This is a genomic window from Frankia alni ACN14a (genome assembly GCF_000058485.1).
In the GTDB taxonomy this organism is placed as follows: Bacteria; Actinomycetota; Actinomycetes; order Frankiales; family Frankiaceae; genus Frankia; species Frankia alni.
On sequence record NC_008278.1, the window covers coordinates 787,850 to 802,221 of the forward strand.

A 14,372-nucleotide genomic window follows, 5' to 3' on the forward strand; every position below is an offset into this window, starting at 1 on the left:
CGGTTCCCACCGCGGGGTGCCCGGCGCCCGCCGCCCGCGCGCCGACGAGACCGCACCCGGCGACCTGGTCGTCGAGGCCCGCGACCTGGCGCTGCGCTTCGGCGGCGTGACCAGCCTCGACGGCGTGTCGCTGCGCCAGCGCCGCGGGGAGATCCTCGCGGTGATCGGCCCGAACGGGGCCGGCAAGACGTCGCTGTTCAACTGCCTGACCGGGGCGTACCGGCCGCAGGAGGGCTCGGTCACCTTCTGGCCGCGCCCGGACGGCCCGACCGAGCTCGTCGGCCGCCGCCCGCACGCGATCACCCGGCTGGGCGTGGCCCGCACCTTTCAGAACATCCGGCTGTTCCCCGCCCTCTCGGCGCTGGAGAACGTGCAGATCGGTACCGAGGTGCGCCAGCGGTACGGGCCGGTCGGCGCGATCCTGGGCCTGCCGCACGCCCGGCGCGCCGAGCGCGACGGGGTGCGCCACGCGCTGAGCCTGCTCGACCTGGTCGGGCTGTCCCACCGTACGCACGAGCTGGCCGCCTCGCTGCCGTACGGCGAGCAGCGCCGGCTGGAGATCGCCCGGGCCCTGGGCACCGGGCCCAGCCTGCTGCTGCTCGACGAGCCGGCCGCCGGCACCAACCCGGCGGAGAAGCGCGACCTCGCCGCGCTCATCACGCGCATCGCCGGCACCGGCGTGTCCGTGCTGCTCATCGAGCACGACATGCGGCTGGTGATGTCCGTGGCCACCTCGGTGGTCGTGCTCAACTTCGGCCGAGTGATCGCCCACGGTACACCGGGGGAGGTCCAGCGCGATCCGGCGGTCATCGAGGCGTACCTCGGCGTCACCGACGCCGAGGCCACCGCCGGCGATGTCGACGTCACCGCCGGACCCGGCGCCAGGCCCGGCGCCAGGCCCGGCGCCAGGCCCGGTGCGAGGCCCGGAGTCGGGCCCGGAGTCGGGCCCGGCGCCGTCGTGCGGAAGGACCTGCGCTGATGCTGCTGACACTGAGTGACGTCGAGGTCGCCTACGGCGCGGTGACCGCCCTGCGCGGGGTCAGCCTGGAGGTCGCCGAGGGCGAGATCGTCACCCTGCTCGGCGCCAACGGAGCCGGGAAGACGACGACCCTGCGGACCATCTCCGGCCTGCTGCGGCCGAAGGCCGGCGAGGTGCGCCTCGACGGCCGACCGCTGTCGTCCATCCCGGCACACGGCCTCGTCGGCGCCGGCGTCAGCCACGTGCCCGAGGGCCGGCGGGTCTTCCCCAGCATGAGCGTCCGCGAGAACCTGCTGATGGGCGCCTATCATGATCGTCGGCATGCGCGGGCGGACCTGGAACGGGTCGTCGCGTTGTTCCCGCGGCTGGCCGAGCGGATCGGCCAGGCGGGCGGCACGCTGTCGGGCGGCGAGCAGCAGATGCTCGCGATCGGCCGGGCGCTGATGAGCCGTCCGCGGCTCATCCTGCTCGACGAGCCGTCGATGGGGCTGGCCCCGATGATCGTCCAGACCATCTTCGAGGTGATCGCCGAGATCAACCGGGAGGGGGTCGCGGTGCTGCTCGTCGAGCAGAACGCGGCCTCGGCGCTGCGGATCGCCGGGCGCGGCTACGTGCTGGAGACCGGCCGGGTCGTCCTCGCGGACACGGCCGCGGCCCTGCTCGCCGACGACCGGGTCCGCCAGGCCTACCTCGGCGAGGACGTCGCCGGCGGGCCGGAAGTGCCACAAGGGCCCGCGCCGACCCGGGGCGGTGCGGCGGCGAGCCCGGCTCACGGCGCCGCGATCCGCGCCGACTCCGCCTGAGCCGCCCGCTCGACGCCGGACCGGATGACGGCGCCCGACCCCATCGCCGTCATCACCGTCGCCCAGTCGTCTGCGTCGAGGCCGGAGCCGTCCCCTCGGCCGTTGCCTCCCCGCGGCCCGAAGCCGCCGCCCGGCCCGCCGCCGCCCGGTCGGTAGTCGTCGTCCGGTCCGAAGCTGCCGTCCGGTCCGAAGCTGCCGTCCGGTCCGAAGCTGCTGCCTGGACCGAAGCTGCTGCCGGGTCCGAAGCCGAGGCCAGGACTCATCCCGGCGTTGCGACGGGCCCAGTCCATCCCGTCGCGGGTGTCGGGCCCCCAGAGCCAGGCGACGAGGCCCACCAGCACGACCCCGCCCGTCACGATCAGGTGCGTCATGATCCCCAGGATCTCGGCAGGCGCCTTTGCAGTCCATCTAATTTTTCCGCACACAACAGCTAAGATTTCCTACATGATCGACGTGCGCCGCCTGCGCATCCTGCGGGAGCTCGACAGCCGGGGAACGGTCGTGGCCACGGCCGCGGCGCTGCATCTGACGCCGTCGGCGGTCAGCCAGCAGCTTGCCGCCCTGGCGAAGGAGACCGGCGTCCGGCTGCTCGACCCGGCCGGCCGCCGGGTCCGGCTCACCCCCGCCGCGCGGGTGCTGCTGGGCCATGCCGACGTCCTGTTCGCCCAGCTCGAGCGGGCCGAGGCGGATCTGGCCGCCTTCGACGAGGGTCGGGTCGGGTCGGTGGCAGTGGCGGCGTTCACCACGGCGATCTCCGGTATCGTCGTGCCGGCGATGTCCGCGCTGCGGGAGAGCCGGCCGCGGCTGCGGATGTCGGTGTCCGACGACGCCGAGCCCGCGTGCTTCGACCTGCTACTCGCCGGCGACCTGGATCTCGCGATCAGCATCACCCACCCGGGTGCCGAGTCCCTCGACGAGCGGCTGCTGCAGATCCCGCTGGTCGACGATCCGCTCGACGTCGCACTGCCCGCCGCGCACCCCTACGCCGCCGCCGCGGCCGTGCCGCTGGAGGTGCTCGGCGGGGAGGACTTCATCTCCAGCCGCGCCGGCACCCCCTGCCACGAGGTGACCCACGCGGCGTGCGCCGCGGCCGGCTTCGTTCCCCGGGTGCGTCACCGCTGCGACGACTACAGCGCGATCCAGGGCCTGATCGCCGCCGGTTGCGGGGTCGGCCTCATCCCGCGGCTGGCGAAACTGTCCAGCACTCCCCGGGTCGCCCTGCGACCCATCGCCGGCGTCCCGCCGATCCGGCCCATCTTCGCCGCCGTCCGCCGGGGCTCCCAGCAGGCCCCCCACCTGTCCGCCACCCTCGCCGCCATCGTCGCCGCCGCCCGATCCCCCGGCCTCTACGCCGCTGTCCCCGCATCACCGTGACCGGCTGGGAGAAGGCCGATGACGGCGTGGCCCTGTCCGTGGCTGTTCTTGCTGTGAGGCCAACCCAGCCTGGCGGTGGCATCGCCAAGTCTGATACGGACCGGTGCGCGGCCTGTCCGCCTGGCGTGCCCTGGAGGAGGACATCAGGCGGGCGGTCGCCAGCCTGATGTCCTGACTGCGGGGCTACAGCCGGGCGTGTCGGATCGCCGTGACTCCATCGATGATCAGATTGTCCAGCAGGGTCCGCCCGAGGACGCCGCCGGTGCCGCGGTTCCACAGCGAGAGAACCTCGATGTTGCGCAGATTGGCAGGGTCCGGGCTGGCCGCCACCACGACGTGGTCGAAATCCGCGGCGGTCGATTTGATCATTATTGCGTCACCTGCCTGGATCTGGTTCGCCACGGCGAAACCCGACCGGCCATTGTTCTGGATATCCACCCGGCCATGGGTGCTGAACAGCGCGAAGGTGCCGGCGAGTTTGTTCCCCGCGTAGGCGGTGCGTAGTTGCGCGACGGAGTAGATGCCGACGTTTGCCGCGGCGAGGAGAACGACCTCCCAACAGATCAGTCGGGTATCCGGGCCGGGTGGGTTCGCGAGCGGGGTTGGGCCGTTGAGCCAGGCCTGGTAGTCACTGATTCCGCCCAGCTGGTTCTGTTCGGGCTCGCCCTGCCAGGTGAAGTCACCCCGGTGGGCCTCCAGCCAGTCGATCAGACGCTCCACCTGGGTCGCCGGGACGGGGCGGGGATGGTCTGTGTTCGCCATCCCGAGCACCGCCTCGGCCTGGGACAGCTCGTGCGTGACGACCGCCCGCGTGATCCGCGGGTGTAGGTTGATCGCCGTGATCGACGCCGCGAGAAAGGGGGAGGTCAGCGTCGCGTTGTGCTGGTAGTTCGGATAGCGTCGCTCGAGTTCCGCCAGGAAAAGGTGCGTGTGCTCGCGGTCCAGGAGTTTCTTCGGCTCGTGCTGGCCGAGCGGCGGGAGTTTGACCCCCTCGAAGACGTGCGTGTCGAGTTCGGGTTCACTGATGGGAATTTCTGACCTCCGGGCACACGGGAACCGGCGCCGACGACGATCTGCCGAAATGAATGGGCAGGAGAACACGTGGTGACCATGCATGCGACGCCGGCGTCGTGAGCGGAGATCTCACGCTACCAGTCATACCGTGGCCGGAGTGCCGGAACGGTTCATCAACGGTGGGTCACGAGGCGATCCTGGGCGGTGGGGGCGGGCCGAGGACATGATCGAGATGGGCGTTGGCGAACACGCCGGCCGGGTCGACCGCGTCGCGGACGGCCAGGAAGTCGTCGAAGCGGGGGTAGCGCTCGCGTAGCTGCGCCGCGGCCAGCGTGTGCAGGCTGCCCCAGTGGGGCCGCCCGCCGACCGCCAGCATGATCTGTTCGACGCGGCCGAAGTAGTTCTCGTGCGGGCCGCGGCGGTCGGTGCGCACGGCGACGTAGGCGGTGTCGCGGCCGAAGGCGGGGGACAGCGGGATCTCGTCCGCGGCCGCGCAGCGGACCTCGACGGGGAAGGCGGTGCGCACCCCGGATCGGGTCACGGCGGCGGCGAGCTCGCCCAGGGCGGCGGCCAGCTCGGCGCGGGGGATGGCGTACTCGAGCTCCTTGTACCGGATCGCCGTGTGGCCCGCGATCGCCGAGTGGCCCGCGATGGCCGAGTGGCCTGCGGCGAACACCCGGTAGCACAGGTCGACCGACGGTCGATCGCCCGCCAGCGGGACGCCGACGCGGGAGGCGAGCTGGGCGGCGGGGCGGTCGGCGGCTGGCAGCCGCCGGGCGGCCACCATCAGGGCTTCGAAGACGCCGCTGGACACCGGGCCGCCGCCGTGCCGGTCGCGTCGCCGGGTCGGCGGGTCCAGCTCGTCGTCGACCGGGCGACGATCATCCCAGCGGACCAGCGCGGTCGAGGTGTGCGGGAACCAGGCGAAGCGGACGTGGTCGGCCTGTTCGACGAGCGCGCCGTAGCCGTCGAGCGCCTCGGCCAGCGGCAGCCGGCCCTCCCGCCCGTGCAGGGCAAACAGCGGTACGGCCTGCAACGTCACCGAGGTCACGACACCGACGGCGCCGAGGCCAAGGCGGGCGGCCGCGAACAGCTCGGGGCGCTCTCCGCGCGAGCAGGTGACCACCTCGCCGTCGGCGAGCACCACCTCCAGCGCCCGTACCTGGGTGGACAGCCCGCCGTAGCGGGCACCCGTGCCGTGGGTCCCGGTGGCGATCGCCCCGGCGATCGTCGCCAGTTCGCCGTGGCCCTGGTTGGTCAGGGCCAGCCCGGCCTCGGCGAGCAGCCGGTTCAGCCGGCGCAGGGTCATCCCGCCGCGCACCGTCACCAGCCCGCTGCCACCGTCGAGTGCGACCAGATCGGCGCAGCGGTCCAGGGCGATCTGCACACCGCCGTCGTCCGGCCGGCCGATCGCGTTCATCGCGTGGCCGGCACCGGCGGCCCGGATCCGCCGGCCGTCACGCACGGCGGAGGTCACCACCGCCGACGCCTCCTCGGCGGTGCGGGGCCGGGCGAGCCGGACCGCTCGAGCGGTCACGTTGCCCGCCCAGTTCCGCCACGCCGCGGGTTCACCGAGGGGCGAGCTCATGTGCACCTCCGTTCCGGGGGGAGCCGACGACCGGTGGCGCGCGTGGGCGACCCGCCGGCTCGGCCGGCCCCCATCGTGGACCGCCGAGCCGGCGTCCTGCCCGGCGGGTCCGTCCGACGGTCCGGGAGGGACCACGCCCCGACCCGGTGACCGGACATGTGCGGTGCGCTGTCGGGCCCCCATGCGTGTCCCCCACGTGTTCCCCAGGCCGTGACCGAGGTGTGGCGAGCGGGCCGCCGATCACCCGGTGAGGTGAGATGCTTCACATGCGCGGGCGCGCCGGAGCCGCCGGCTCGCCGACGCGCCGGCGGAAGGCGACGTGCGGATGGTGAGCGCAGCCGGCTCCCGGCCGACCGGGATCAGCCTGGGCAGGCTCGCGGAGCTCGCCGTGGAGCGCACCGGCGGCACCGAGGAGATGATCTTCGAGGGTCGGGTCGAGTCCGGCGCGGCCCGCTTCGCCCGGTCCTGCCGGTTCAGTGCCGGCCTGCGCGGCGCGGGGTTGGCCGCCGGCGAGCGGGTGGTCGTCCACATGGCCAACTGCCCGGAGGTCACCATCGCCTACCACGGGGTCTGGCGCGCCGGCGGAGTCGTGACGCCGACGCTGTTCCTGCTTGACGAGGCCGAGCTGCGCCACGTGCTGGTCGACAGCGGCGCCCGGTTCGTCGTGACGACCCCCGAGTTCCTGGCCAAGGTCCGCGCGGTGGCGAGCGGCTGCCCCCAGGTGCGGGCGGTGATCGTGGCGGACGATGCGCCTGGTGCTGGTGCTGGTGCTGGTGCTGGTGCTGGTGCTGGTTCGGCCGGGGGCCCTGACCCGGGCGGGGCAGCCGGGGCGCGGCCGCCGGTGCTGCGCTTCGCCGACCTCGCGGCGGGCGACGAGGGTCCCCTCGAGCCGGCCGATCCGGACGCCATGGCCGCCCTTCTCTACACCGGCGGCACCACCGGGCGGGCGCGGGGAGTCGTGCTGTCCCACGACGCGCTGTCCGCCGGGGGCTTCGCGGCCCTGTCGGGGAGCGCGGACGAGGAGCTCGTCGGCCTGCTGCCGCTGCCGTTGTCGCACGTCTACGGCCTGACGATCAGCGTGATGACGCTGCATGCGCGCAAGCCGGGCCCGGCGGTCCTGATGCGCTGGTTCGATCCCCGCCAGTGGCTGGACCTGGTGGCCGAACACCGGGTGGCCCTCAGCGCGCTGGTGCCCTCCATGATCGACCAGTTGCTCGCGGAGCCGCTGCACCTGGCCGACACCTCGTCGCTGCGCCGGATCACCAGCGGCGGCGCGCCGCTGCCGAGGGAGTGCGCGCACGAATGGCGGCGGCGCCTGCCCGACGTCGAACTGGTCGAGGGGTACGGCTGCACCGAGACCGCGGGGATCATCACCACCTCGCCGCCGGGTGCGGCGCGGCCGGGCAGCGTCGGCCTGCCCGCACCCGGAGTCGAGGTGCGCGTCGAGCTGCCCGACGGCGCGCCCGCCGGCCCCGGGCAGGACGGGGAGATCTGCGTGCGGGGCCCGATGCTGATGACCGGGTACTGGCAGGCGCCGCGGGCCACCGCCGACGCGCTGCGCGGCGGCTGGCTGCGCACCGGCGACGTGGGGCGGCGCGACGGCGACGGCTACCTGTTCGTCGTCGACCGGATCAAGGATCTGATCATCCGCGGCGGGGTCAACGTCTACCCGCGCGACGTCGAGGACGGCCTGCTCGGCCATCCCGACGTCGCCTCGTGCGGGGTGGTCGGGCGGGCCGACCACCGCCATGGTGAGGAGGTGATCGCCTACGTACAGCTCGTTGGCGGCGGCACCGTCTCCCCGGAGGAGCTGGTGCGCTGGGGCCGGGCCCGGCTCGGGCCCCTGCGCTACCCGCGCGAGGTGCACATCGTCGAGGCGCTGCCGCTCACCAGCGCGCTGAAGACCGACCGCCGGGCGCTGCGGTCGCTGAGCGCCGTCTCCGCGGCGTCTCAGCGCCCCACGCCCGGCGGCGAGGGCCCCGGCGATGTGGCCTCCGGCGGCGAGGCTCCCGGCGGCGAGGCCTCCGGCGGCGAGGCTCCTCGCGGCGCGGATCAGAGCGTCGAGTGAACCCCGTGGCTCTGCACCGCGCCCCGGGCCAGGCTCAGCGCCGCGGGCGAGGCGATGTTGGCCGCGTCCATGAAACTGAGTGCGAACAGCCCGTCCTGGCTGAGCTGGCGCACCGCGTCCCCGGCCAGCAGCGCGTGCATGTCGGCCTCCCACGTCGCCTGCGACTCGGACTTGAAGTGGGCCAGCATGACCGGGCCGTACTGGCCGAGCGCCCGCGTCATGTCCCGTACGTCCGCGGCGTTCGAGTCGGCGCCCATCGCCTGGAAGCTCTCGAAGTCCGAGACGCGCAGCACGTCCGCGAAATGGGTGATCAGCGATCGGCCGGCGCCGGTGGCCGGATCGTCCCACCGGCTCTGCCAGCCGCCCCAGCCGAGCGACACCCGCGCGTTCGGCGCCCCGGAATGGAAGATGTCCAACGCCGCCAGGTACTGGTCCTGCAGCGTGAGGTAGTAGTTGGTGGTGTCCGGCGTGGTGGCCCACGCGTTCGGGTGGCACGGGTACGTCTGGAACTCGGTGAACAGCGTGACGTACAGCGCGGGACCGTTCGCCGGGCCGGAGAAGATCGACGCGAGCTCGCGCGCGTCGTCGAGGAAGCCGCTCGACAGCGGGTACTCGCGTCCGCACGCCGGGCCGTGCGCCGTCTGGACGGTGCCGACCTCGCCGGTGCCGTCGAGCCAGACGATGAGGTGGATGCCGTGCCCCGACTGGTAGACCTCGGGGATCAGGTCGGCCTTCCACTTGCGCAGGAAGCTCAGATCGTTCGGTCCGTTGTACCAGGTGCTGAGAAAGTCCAGGTCGGGTGCCAACGGGGAGGTGTGGGCGCTGTCGAGCCCGGGCCCCAGCCCGAAGCGCAGCTTGCCCGCCGGGGTGGCCGGAACGGCCCTGCCCGCGGCGGCCAGCGGCCGGCGTGTCGGCTCGGCAGGGCCGGGTCGCTCGGCCGGGCCGCCCGTGTTCCTGTCGTCGACCGCCGGACTGGCGGAGGTGACGCCGAACCTGTCGGCGCCGTTGCTGTCGGCGTCGCCGCCCCCGCCAGCGGCGCCGCCCCCGCCGTGGACAAGGAGAGGGATCGCGACAGCGGTCGCGGCGAGCAGAGCAAGAAGGGGAACCGTCGCATGTCGGAACCTCCGGCTACGCATGGACACATTCCTCTCGCGGCGACCATCCGATAGGAGCAGAACTGTAGCCGCTCACATACTTTCTGGCGTCGAATGTGCTCCGTGAGTCGGCCGGTACCGCGGACCTGCGTGGGCGGGCGATGGTTTGGCCGGGCGCGGGAATTTGTCGTTCGGTGTCGGAATGATGGGAGAAGCCCGGAGAAGGTTGTCCCCTTCGTGGTCCTTCGAGGGTGGGGGTCCGTGGTGAGTGGGTACGCCCAGCGACACCATGAGCCGTCGTGATCAGACAACCAGACTGCTGACTGCCTGGATCCGGGGTCGGCGCCGTGCTGCGCCTGCCGCCGGAGCAACCGAGGCGCGGGCGCGCACGCCGTCCGCGCCGGGCCGCCGCCGGTCGCCGGAAGACGCCCCGCCGCCGCCGGATGTCTCCCGCGAGTCGGCGGCGCCCGCCCCCCCGAGTGCGTCGCCGGAGCCGAGTACGCCGCCGGGTCCGAGTACGCCGCCGGGACCGAGCACGTCACCGAAGGCGCGGCCGCAGGAGTCCGCGGCGGCCGAGCCGGGTGCCGAGCCGGGTGCCGGGATCGACGACGAGCTGGGCGACCTGATCCGGTTGGTCGCCCAGGAGGGGTTCGGCTTCACGGGGCTGCGGGACGGTCAGCTCGACGCGATGCGGGCCGTCGTCGAGGGCCGGGACACGCTGTGCGTGCTGCCGACCGGCCGGGGCAAGTCGGCGGTCTACCAGATCCCGGCTCTGGTGCTGGCCGGCCCGACCATCGTGGTCTCGCCGTTGATCGCGCTACAACGCGACCAGGTGCGTGGGCTGACCGAGCGGCTGGCGGGGCTGCTGGGCGACGACGACCCGGCGGCGGCCGCGGCGAACTCGGACGCCGGGCGGGCGGCCCGGCAGGCCGCCTTCGACGCGGTCCGGCAGGGGCGCACCGAGTTCCTTTTCCTGGCGCCGGAGCAGTTGGCCCGCGACGACGTCCGGGCGGCGCTGCGCGAGGCCCGACCGTCCCTGTTCGTCGTGGACGAGGCCCACTGCATCGCGTCCTGGGGGCACGACTTCCGGCCCGACTACGCCCAGCTCGGGCAGGTCGTCGAGGACCTCGGGCACCCGACGGTCGTGGCGCTGACGGCCACCGCGGCCCCGCCGGTGCGCCGGGAGATCCGCGAGCGGCTGCGACTGCGTGACCCCGTCGAGGTCGTACGGGGATTCGACCGGCCCGAGATCAGCCTGTCCGTGGTGTCGTTCACCGACGAGGAGTCCAAGCGGGCGAGCCTGATCGAACGCATCGCGGGGGAGGCCAAGCCGGCGTTGGTCTACGCGGCCACCCGGCGGGCCACGCAGGAGCTGGCCGACGAGCTCGCCGGCCTCGGGCTGACGGTGCATCCCTACCATGCCGGCCTGAAGGCTGCGCGGCGACGCGAGGTCGAGGCGGACTTCATGGCCGACCGGTGCGACGTGGTGGTCGCCACGACCGCCTTCGGCATGGGCATCGACAAGCCCAACGTCCGCACCGTCATCCACGCCGAGGTGGCCGACTCCCTCGACTCCTACTACCAGGAGATCGGCCGCTCGGGGCGAGACGGTGAGCCCGCGGTGGCCTGCCTGTTCTACCGGCCGGAGGATCTCGGGCTGCGGCGATTCTTCGCCTCCGGCCGGGTCGACGAGACGGCCCTACGCCGCGTCGCGGTCCTGCTGGGGCACGCCGACGCACCGGTGACGGCGCGGGAGCTGGCCAAGGCGGCGGGGCTGCGCGACACCGCGCTGACCCGGCTGGTGGACCTGCTGGCCAGCGCGGACGTCGTGGCGGTGGGCGACGACGGGCGCATCGCCGCGCGAGTCGACGCCCCGGATCCGGAGGAGGCGGCGCGGCGCGCGCTCGGAGTGGCCGAGGCGCGGGTCGAGGTCGACCGTTCCCGCGTCGAGATGATGCGCGGCTACGCCGAGACCCGGGACTGCCGGCGGGCGTTCCTGCTGGCCTACTTCGGCGAGACGATCAGCGGGCCGTGCGGGCGCTGCGACAACTGCCTGGCCGGTCTGCCGGCCCAGCGGCGGGCCGAACCCGCGGGCGACGAGGCGCCGTTCCCCGCCGGCGCCGCGGTGCGCCACGTCTCGTGGGGCCGGGGGCAGGTCGTCAAGGAGGATGGCGATCGCATCACGGTGCTGTTCGACGACGTCGGCTACCGGACCCTGTCGGTGGGGGCGGTCCGGGAGCGTCACCTGCTCGATCGGACCTGAAGGACCTGCGCCGCAGCGCATCCCCCCACCGAAGGGCCCGCACCTACAGGTACGACCGCCGTTACAGCGACTGCCCGGTCCGTCCCGAGATGTCCGATGATGTCGTTTCCTGACATCGTCGCGTGCCGTGCATTGGACCCAAGCACGGTCACGCGCCCGGCCAGAGCAGGGAGGACCATGACCGCGCAAGCGGATCTCAAGATGAGCACCGCCCTGGTCACAGGGGCGTCGTCAGGCATCGGCGCGGCCTTCGCGCAGGCGTATGCGGCCCGCGGCGCCACGCTCGTCCTGGTGGCGCCGGCGGAGCCCAGACTGACGGAGGTCGCGCAGCGGCTGGGCACCCGCTACGGGGTCGAGGTGCACACCGTGCCGATCGACCTCGCCGAGGAGAGCGGTCCCGACCAGCTCGCCAAGGCGGTCGCCGAGACCGGCCTGGAGATCGACATCCTCGTCAACAACGCCGGCTTCGGGACCCGTGGGCCCTACCACGAGCTGTCCCCGGACCGGGATCACCGCGAGGTGATGGTGAACGTCGTGGCGGTGGAGCGGGTCGCGCACCTGTTCCTGCCCGCCATGGTTGCCCGGGGCTCCGGCACCATCATCAACGTGTCGTCGACCTCGGGCTTCCAGGCCGTCCCCTACATGGCGGTCTACGGCGCCTCCAAGGCCTTCGTCCTGTCCTTCTCCATCGGCCTGTGGGCCGAGTGCCGGCCGCGTGGGGTGCGGGTGCTCGCCCTGTGCCCGGGGCCGACCGACACCGACTTCTTCGAGGTGCTGGGCTCGCGGATGTCCGCCGGCGGACGGTTGCGGACCACCGACGAGGTGGTGGCGGCGGCCTTTCGGGCCCTTGACCGGGGCCAGGCGTACGTCATCGACGGCCGGTTGAACTACCTGACGTCCAACGCCTCCCGGCTGCTGCCCCGCGGCCTGGTCGCGCGGATCACCGAGCGGGTGCTGCGGTCCGGGTCGCTGGCCGCGGTGCCGGGCGCGGTGCCGGCGAAGCGTCGCACCGCCTGATCGGGCCACCCCTGCCGGCCGTTGCGTGCCGTCCGATCGGACCACCCCGGCCGCCCGCCGTCGTGAGGGTTCGCGGCGCGGCGCGGCCGTCTGGCGGCCTAGGGAGCCATCCCCCGACCGGGCGACCCCGCAGTGGCCCGGTCGGGGGGCGGCCGGCCGGCGACGGCCCGACCGTCGCCGTGGGCCGCCGACGGCTCCGATCACTGTGAGCGGGACGCGCCTACCGGGGTGACCACCGGGGCGACCGCCGGCGCGACCACCGCAGTGGCCGGGTCGGCGGGGGTCAGCCCGCCGAGATCGGCGACCAGCTCGTAGGAGCGGATCCGGTCCGCCAAGCGGTGGACGTTCGTGGTGATCATGATCTCGTCGGCGCCGGTCACGTCGAGCAGGGCGTCGATGCCGGCGCGGACGGTCGAGGGGGAGCCGACGATGTGCGACGCCGTCGCGTTCTCGGCCGCGGCCCGTTCCTGCGGGGTCCAGGCGTGCGCGGCGGCCTCCTCGGGAGAGGGGAAGACGCCGGGACGGCCGCCGCGGATCCGCAGCATCGCCAGCCGGACGGGCGCGGCGAGCCATTCGGCGCGCTCGTCGTCCTCGGCGCAGACGACGGCGGCGGCCACGATCGCGTACGGCTGCTCCCGCCCGGGCGAGGGGCGGAACGACCGCCGGTACAGCTCGAGCGCCGGCACCGTGTTGGCCGAGCTGAAATGGTGCGCGAAGGCGAACGGCAGGCCGAGCATCCCGGCCACCTGGGCGCTGTAGCCGCTGGACCCCAACAGCCAGATCGGCGGCACCGGCGACTGCGGGAACGCGTGCACGCCGCGCATCGGATGGTCGGCGGCGAAGTCGCCGCCGGCGAGGAAGGTGGTCAGCTCGGCGAGCTGCTCGGGAAAGTCGTCGACGGCGAGCAGCCCGGCGGTGCGCCGCAGCGCCCGGGCGGTGGCGGGATCCGTGCCGGGGGCGCGACCGATCCCCAGGTCGATCCGACCCGGAAACAGGGCGCCGAGCGTGCCGAACTGCTCGGCGACCGCCAGCGGCGCATGGTTGGGCAGCATCACGCCACCGGACCCCACCCGGATCGTGCCCGTGGCCGCGGCGACCTGACCGATGAGGATCGCCGTCGCCGAACTGGCGATGCCGGGCATGCCGTGGTGCTCCGCCAACCAGTACCGGATGAAGCCGAGCCGTTCGGCGTGCCGGGCGAGCTCGAGCGACCCGCGGACCGCATCGGTCGGGGTTGTTCCGGTGCCGACCGGCACGAGGTCCAGCACGGACAGGGGGACGCGTCGGGTCAGGTTCACGGCATGGTGCAACGACCTGGCACGGCCGCTGTCTTCCCCGCCCGCCACGTCGGAGCCCGGGCCCGAGCCGGTGTCGGTCACGTCTCAGCCGCCCACGGTCTCCATGTAGTCCTCGGCGACCTCGTCGAGGGCGTCGCTGGGATGGCCGAGCGCCACGCGCACCCGGCGGCGCCCGACGAGCAGGAGATCGAGCAGGAAGTCCGGCACCGGGGCCCGCTCGCAGCGGTGGTAGCCCATCGTGAACCAGGTGTGGGCGTCGTCGAGCCGACCGACCGCCTCCAGGCTCTCGGCCACCGCCTCGTACACCCCCGGATCGGCCGACTTCGCCGCCTTCAGCTCCGCCCGCAGCGCGTCGGCCTCCTCGGCCTGCCCCTCGCGCAGCAGCCCGTCGTGCAGCCAGACGCGGGGATCGACGGGGCAGGCGCTGCCGTCGGCCACGGCCGCGCGGTAGCAGCGGATGGCCTCGCTCCAGTCCTGGGCGAGCCCGTACTGGCTGCCCGCGTCGACCAACAGGGAGGCGCGGGTGATCGTCTCGCTGTGGGTGTCCGGCCGCTCGGCCAGTGCCTCCAGGGTGCCCGCCGCGCCACGGTGATCGCCGCTGCCCGCCGCCCTGAAGACGATCTCATCCACGTCGTCGTCCGAAAGCATGCCGCTCATTCTCCCCGTCCGGGGTCGCTCCGCGACGGACGGGGACCGGTGGCGTGGCTGCGCCTGCCCCGCCCAGGGCGCAGGGATACCGTGCCGGCTTCGGTCGGGCGGAGTGTGACGGCCGACGATCCGGCTGCGGACGGGTCGGCCGGCCCGGATCGGGGAAGGAGGTGATCGATCGCCGCCACGGACAGCGAGCGCGAGCCGTGGGCACAGGACCGGCGGT

The 14,372-nt window shown here is 73.7% G+C and carries 12 protein-coding genes; 6 read left to right on the plus strand and 6 right to left on the minus strand.

The annotated features are described in order from the left end of the window. Window positions 1-16 precede the first annotated feature (16 nt). Both FRAAL_RS03135 and FRAAL_RS03140 read left to right on the plus strand, forming a co-directional pair. Window positions 17-979: an ABC transporter ATP-binding protein gene (locus FRAAL_RS03135; RefSeq protein WP_011601969.1), complete on the plus strand. Its 963-nt coding sequence runs from the start codon at window positions 17-19 to the stop codon at window positions 977-979. Beyond that, on the plus strand, window positions 979-1,782 hold the full coding sequence (locus FRAAL_RS03140) for an ABC transporter ATP-binding protein (protein ID WP_011601970.1): 804 nt from the start codon (window positions 979-981) through the stop codon (window positions 1,780-1,782). The genes FRAAL_RS03135 and FRAAL_RS03140 overlap by 1 nt, the downstream gene beginning before the upstream one ends. Here the strand turns inward: FRAAL_RS03140 and FRAAL_RS03145 are convergent. Next, a complete protein-coding gene (locus FRAAL_RS03145; protein ID WP_050996994.1) occupies window positions 1,749-2,153 on the minus strand; it encodes a hypothetical protein in 405 nt (134 codons plus the stop codon). The genes FRAAL_RS03140 and FRAAL_RS03145 overlap by 34 nt on opposite strands. 73 nt (window positions 2,154-2,226) lie before the next feature. Here FRAAL_RS03145 and FRAAL_RS03150 point away from each other — a divergent pair, with 73 nt between their 5' ends. After that, on the plus strand, window positions 2,227-3,156 hold the full coding sequence (locus tag FRAAL_RS03150) for a LysR family transcriptional regulator (protein WP_041938757.1): 930 nt from the start codon (window positions 2,227-2,229) through the stop codon (window positions 3,154-3,156). Between the two features lie 183 nt (window positions 3,157-3,339). On the opposite strand, the gene FRAAL_RS03155 is transcribed toward FRAAL_RS03150, so the two are convergent. Together FRAAL_RS03155 and FRAAL_RS03160 are read right to left on the minus strand one after the other, a co-directional pair. After that, window positions 3,340-4,272: a hypothetical protein gene (locus tag FRAAL_RS03155; protein WP_011601974.1), complete on the minus strand. Its 933-nt coding sequence runs from the start codon at window positions 4,270-4,272 to the stop codon at window positions 3,340-3,342. Between the two features lie 82 nt (window positions 4,273-4,354). Beyond that, complete coding sequence (locus FRAAL_RS03160; protein ID WP_041938758.1) at window positions 4,355-5,758, minus strand: D-arabinono-1,4-lactone oxidase; 1,404 nt, start codon at window positions 5,756-5,758, stop codon at window positions 4,355-4,357. Window positions 5,759-6,083: 325 nt separating this feature from the next. Here FRAAL_RS03160 and FRAAL_RS03165 point away from each other — a divergent pair, with 325 nt between their 5' ends. Further along, the gene (locus FRAAL_RS03165; RefSeq protein WP_041938759.1) at window positions 6,084-7,826 is read left to right on the plus strand and encodes a class I adenylate-forming enzyme family protein; all 1,743 of its coding nucleotides are present in this window, start codon (window positions 6,084-6,086) and stop codon (window positions 7,824-7,826) included. On the opposite strand, the gene FRAAL_RS03170 is transcribed toward FRAAL_RS03165, so the two are convergent. Beyond that, entirely contained in the window at window positions 7,811-8,962 is a 1,152-nt protein-coding gene (locus tag FRAAL_RS03170; RefSeq protein ID WP_041938760.1) for a hypothetical protein, read from the minus strand. The two genes, FRAAL_RS03165 and FRAAL_RS03170, sit on opposite strands and share 16 nt — an antisense overlap. 247 nt (window positions 8,963-9,209) lie before the next feature. On the opposite strand from FRAAL_RS03170, the gene FRAAL_RS03175 reads away from it, so the two are divergent. Both FRAAL_RS03175 and FRAAL_RS03180 read left to right on the plus strand, forming a co-directional pair. Then, window positions 9,210-11,183 (plus strand): RecQ family ATP-dependent DNA helicase, encoded by a 1,974-nt coding sequence (locus FRAAL_RS03175; RefSeq protein ID WP_231861482.1) that lies wholly within the window; start codon window positions 9,210-9,212, stop codon window positions 11,181-11,183. Window positions 11,184-11,360: 177 nt separating this feature from the next. Continuing rightward, complete coding sequence (locus FRAAL_RS03180) at window positions 11,361-12,200, plus strand: SDR family NAD(P)-dependent oxidoreductase (protein ID WP_041938761.1); 840 nt, start codon at window positions 11,361-11,363, stop codon at window positions 12,198-12,200. A gap of 200 nt (window positions 12,201-12,400) precedes the next feature. Here the strand turns inward: FRAAL_RS03180 and FRAAL_RS03185 are convergent, their stop codons facing one another. Both FRAAL_RS03185 and FRAAL_RS03190 read right to left on the minus strand, forming a co-directional pair. Beyond that, window positions 12,401-13,579 carry an LLM class flavin-dependent oxidoreductase gene (locus FRAAL_RS03185; RefSeq protein WP_011601980.1) on the minus strand — a complete coding sequence of 393 codons (1,179 nt, stop codon included), beginning with the start codon at window positions 13,577-13,579 and terminating at the stop codon, window positions 12,401-12,403. Window positions 13,580-13,582: 3 nt separating this feature from the next. After that, window positions 13,583-14,146 carry a tetratricopeptide repeat protein gene (locus FRAAL_RS03190; protein ID WP_050997314.1) on the minus strand — a complete coding sequence of 188 codons (564 nt, stop codon included), beginning with the start codon at window positions 14,144-14,146 and terminating at the stop codon, window positions 13,583-13,585. Window positions 14,147-14,372: the final 226 nt, after the last annotated feature.

Bases quoted from the DNA above. Each gene is read 5' to 3' on its own strand.
- FRAAL_RS03165 (WP_041938759.1), top strand. From the start codon at position 6,084: ATGGTGAGCGCAGCCGGCTCCCGGCCGACCGGGATCAGCCTGGGCAGG.
- FRAAL_RS03160 (WP_041938758.1), bottom strand. From the start codon at position 5,758: ATGAGCTCGCCCCTCGGTGAACCCGCGGCGTGGCGGAACTGGGCGGGC.
- FRAAL_RS03180 (WP_041938761.1), top strand. From the start codon at position 11,361: ATGACCGCGCAAGCGGATCTCAAGATGAGCACCGCCCTGGTCACAGGG.
- FRAAL_RS03170 (WP_041938760.1), bottom strand. From the start codon at position 8,962: ATGCGTAGCCGGAGGTTCCGACATGCGACGGTTCCCCTTCTTGCTCTG.
- FRAAL_RS03175 (WP_231861482.1), top strand. From the start codon at position 9,210: ATGAGCCGTCGTGATCAGACAACCAGACTGCTGACTGCCTGGATCCGG.
- FRAAL_RS03155 (WP_011601974.1), bottom strand. From the start codon at position 4,272: ATGCATGGTCACCACGTGTTCTCCTGCCCATTCATTTCGGCAGATCGT.
- FRAAL_RS03190 (WP_050997314.1), bottom strand. From the start codon at position 14,146: ATGCTTTCGGACGACGACGTGGATGAGATCGTCTTCAGGGCGGCGGGC.
- FRAAL_RS03150 (WP_041938757.1), top strand. From the start codon at position 2,227: ATGATCGACGTGCGCCGCCTGCGCATCCTGCGGGAGCTCGACAGCCGG.
- FRAAL_RS03145 (WP_050996994.1), bottom strand. From the start codon at position 2,153: ATGACGCACCTGATCGTGACGGGCGGGGTCGTGCTGGTGGGCCTCGTC.
- FRAAL_RS03140 (WP_011601970.1), top strand. From the start codon at position 979: ATGCTGCTGACACTGAGTGACGTCGAGGTCGCCTACGGCGCGGTGACC.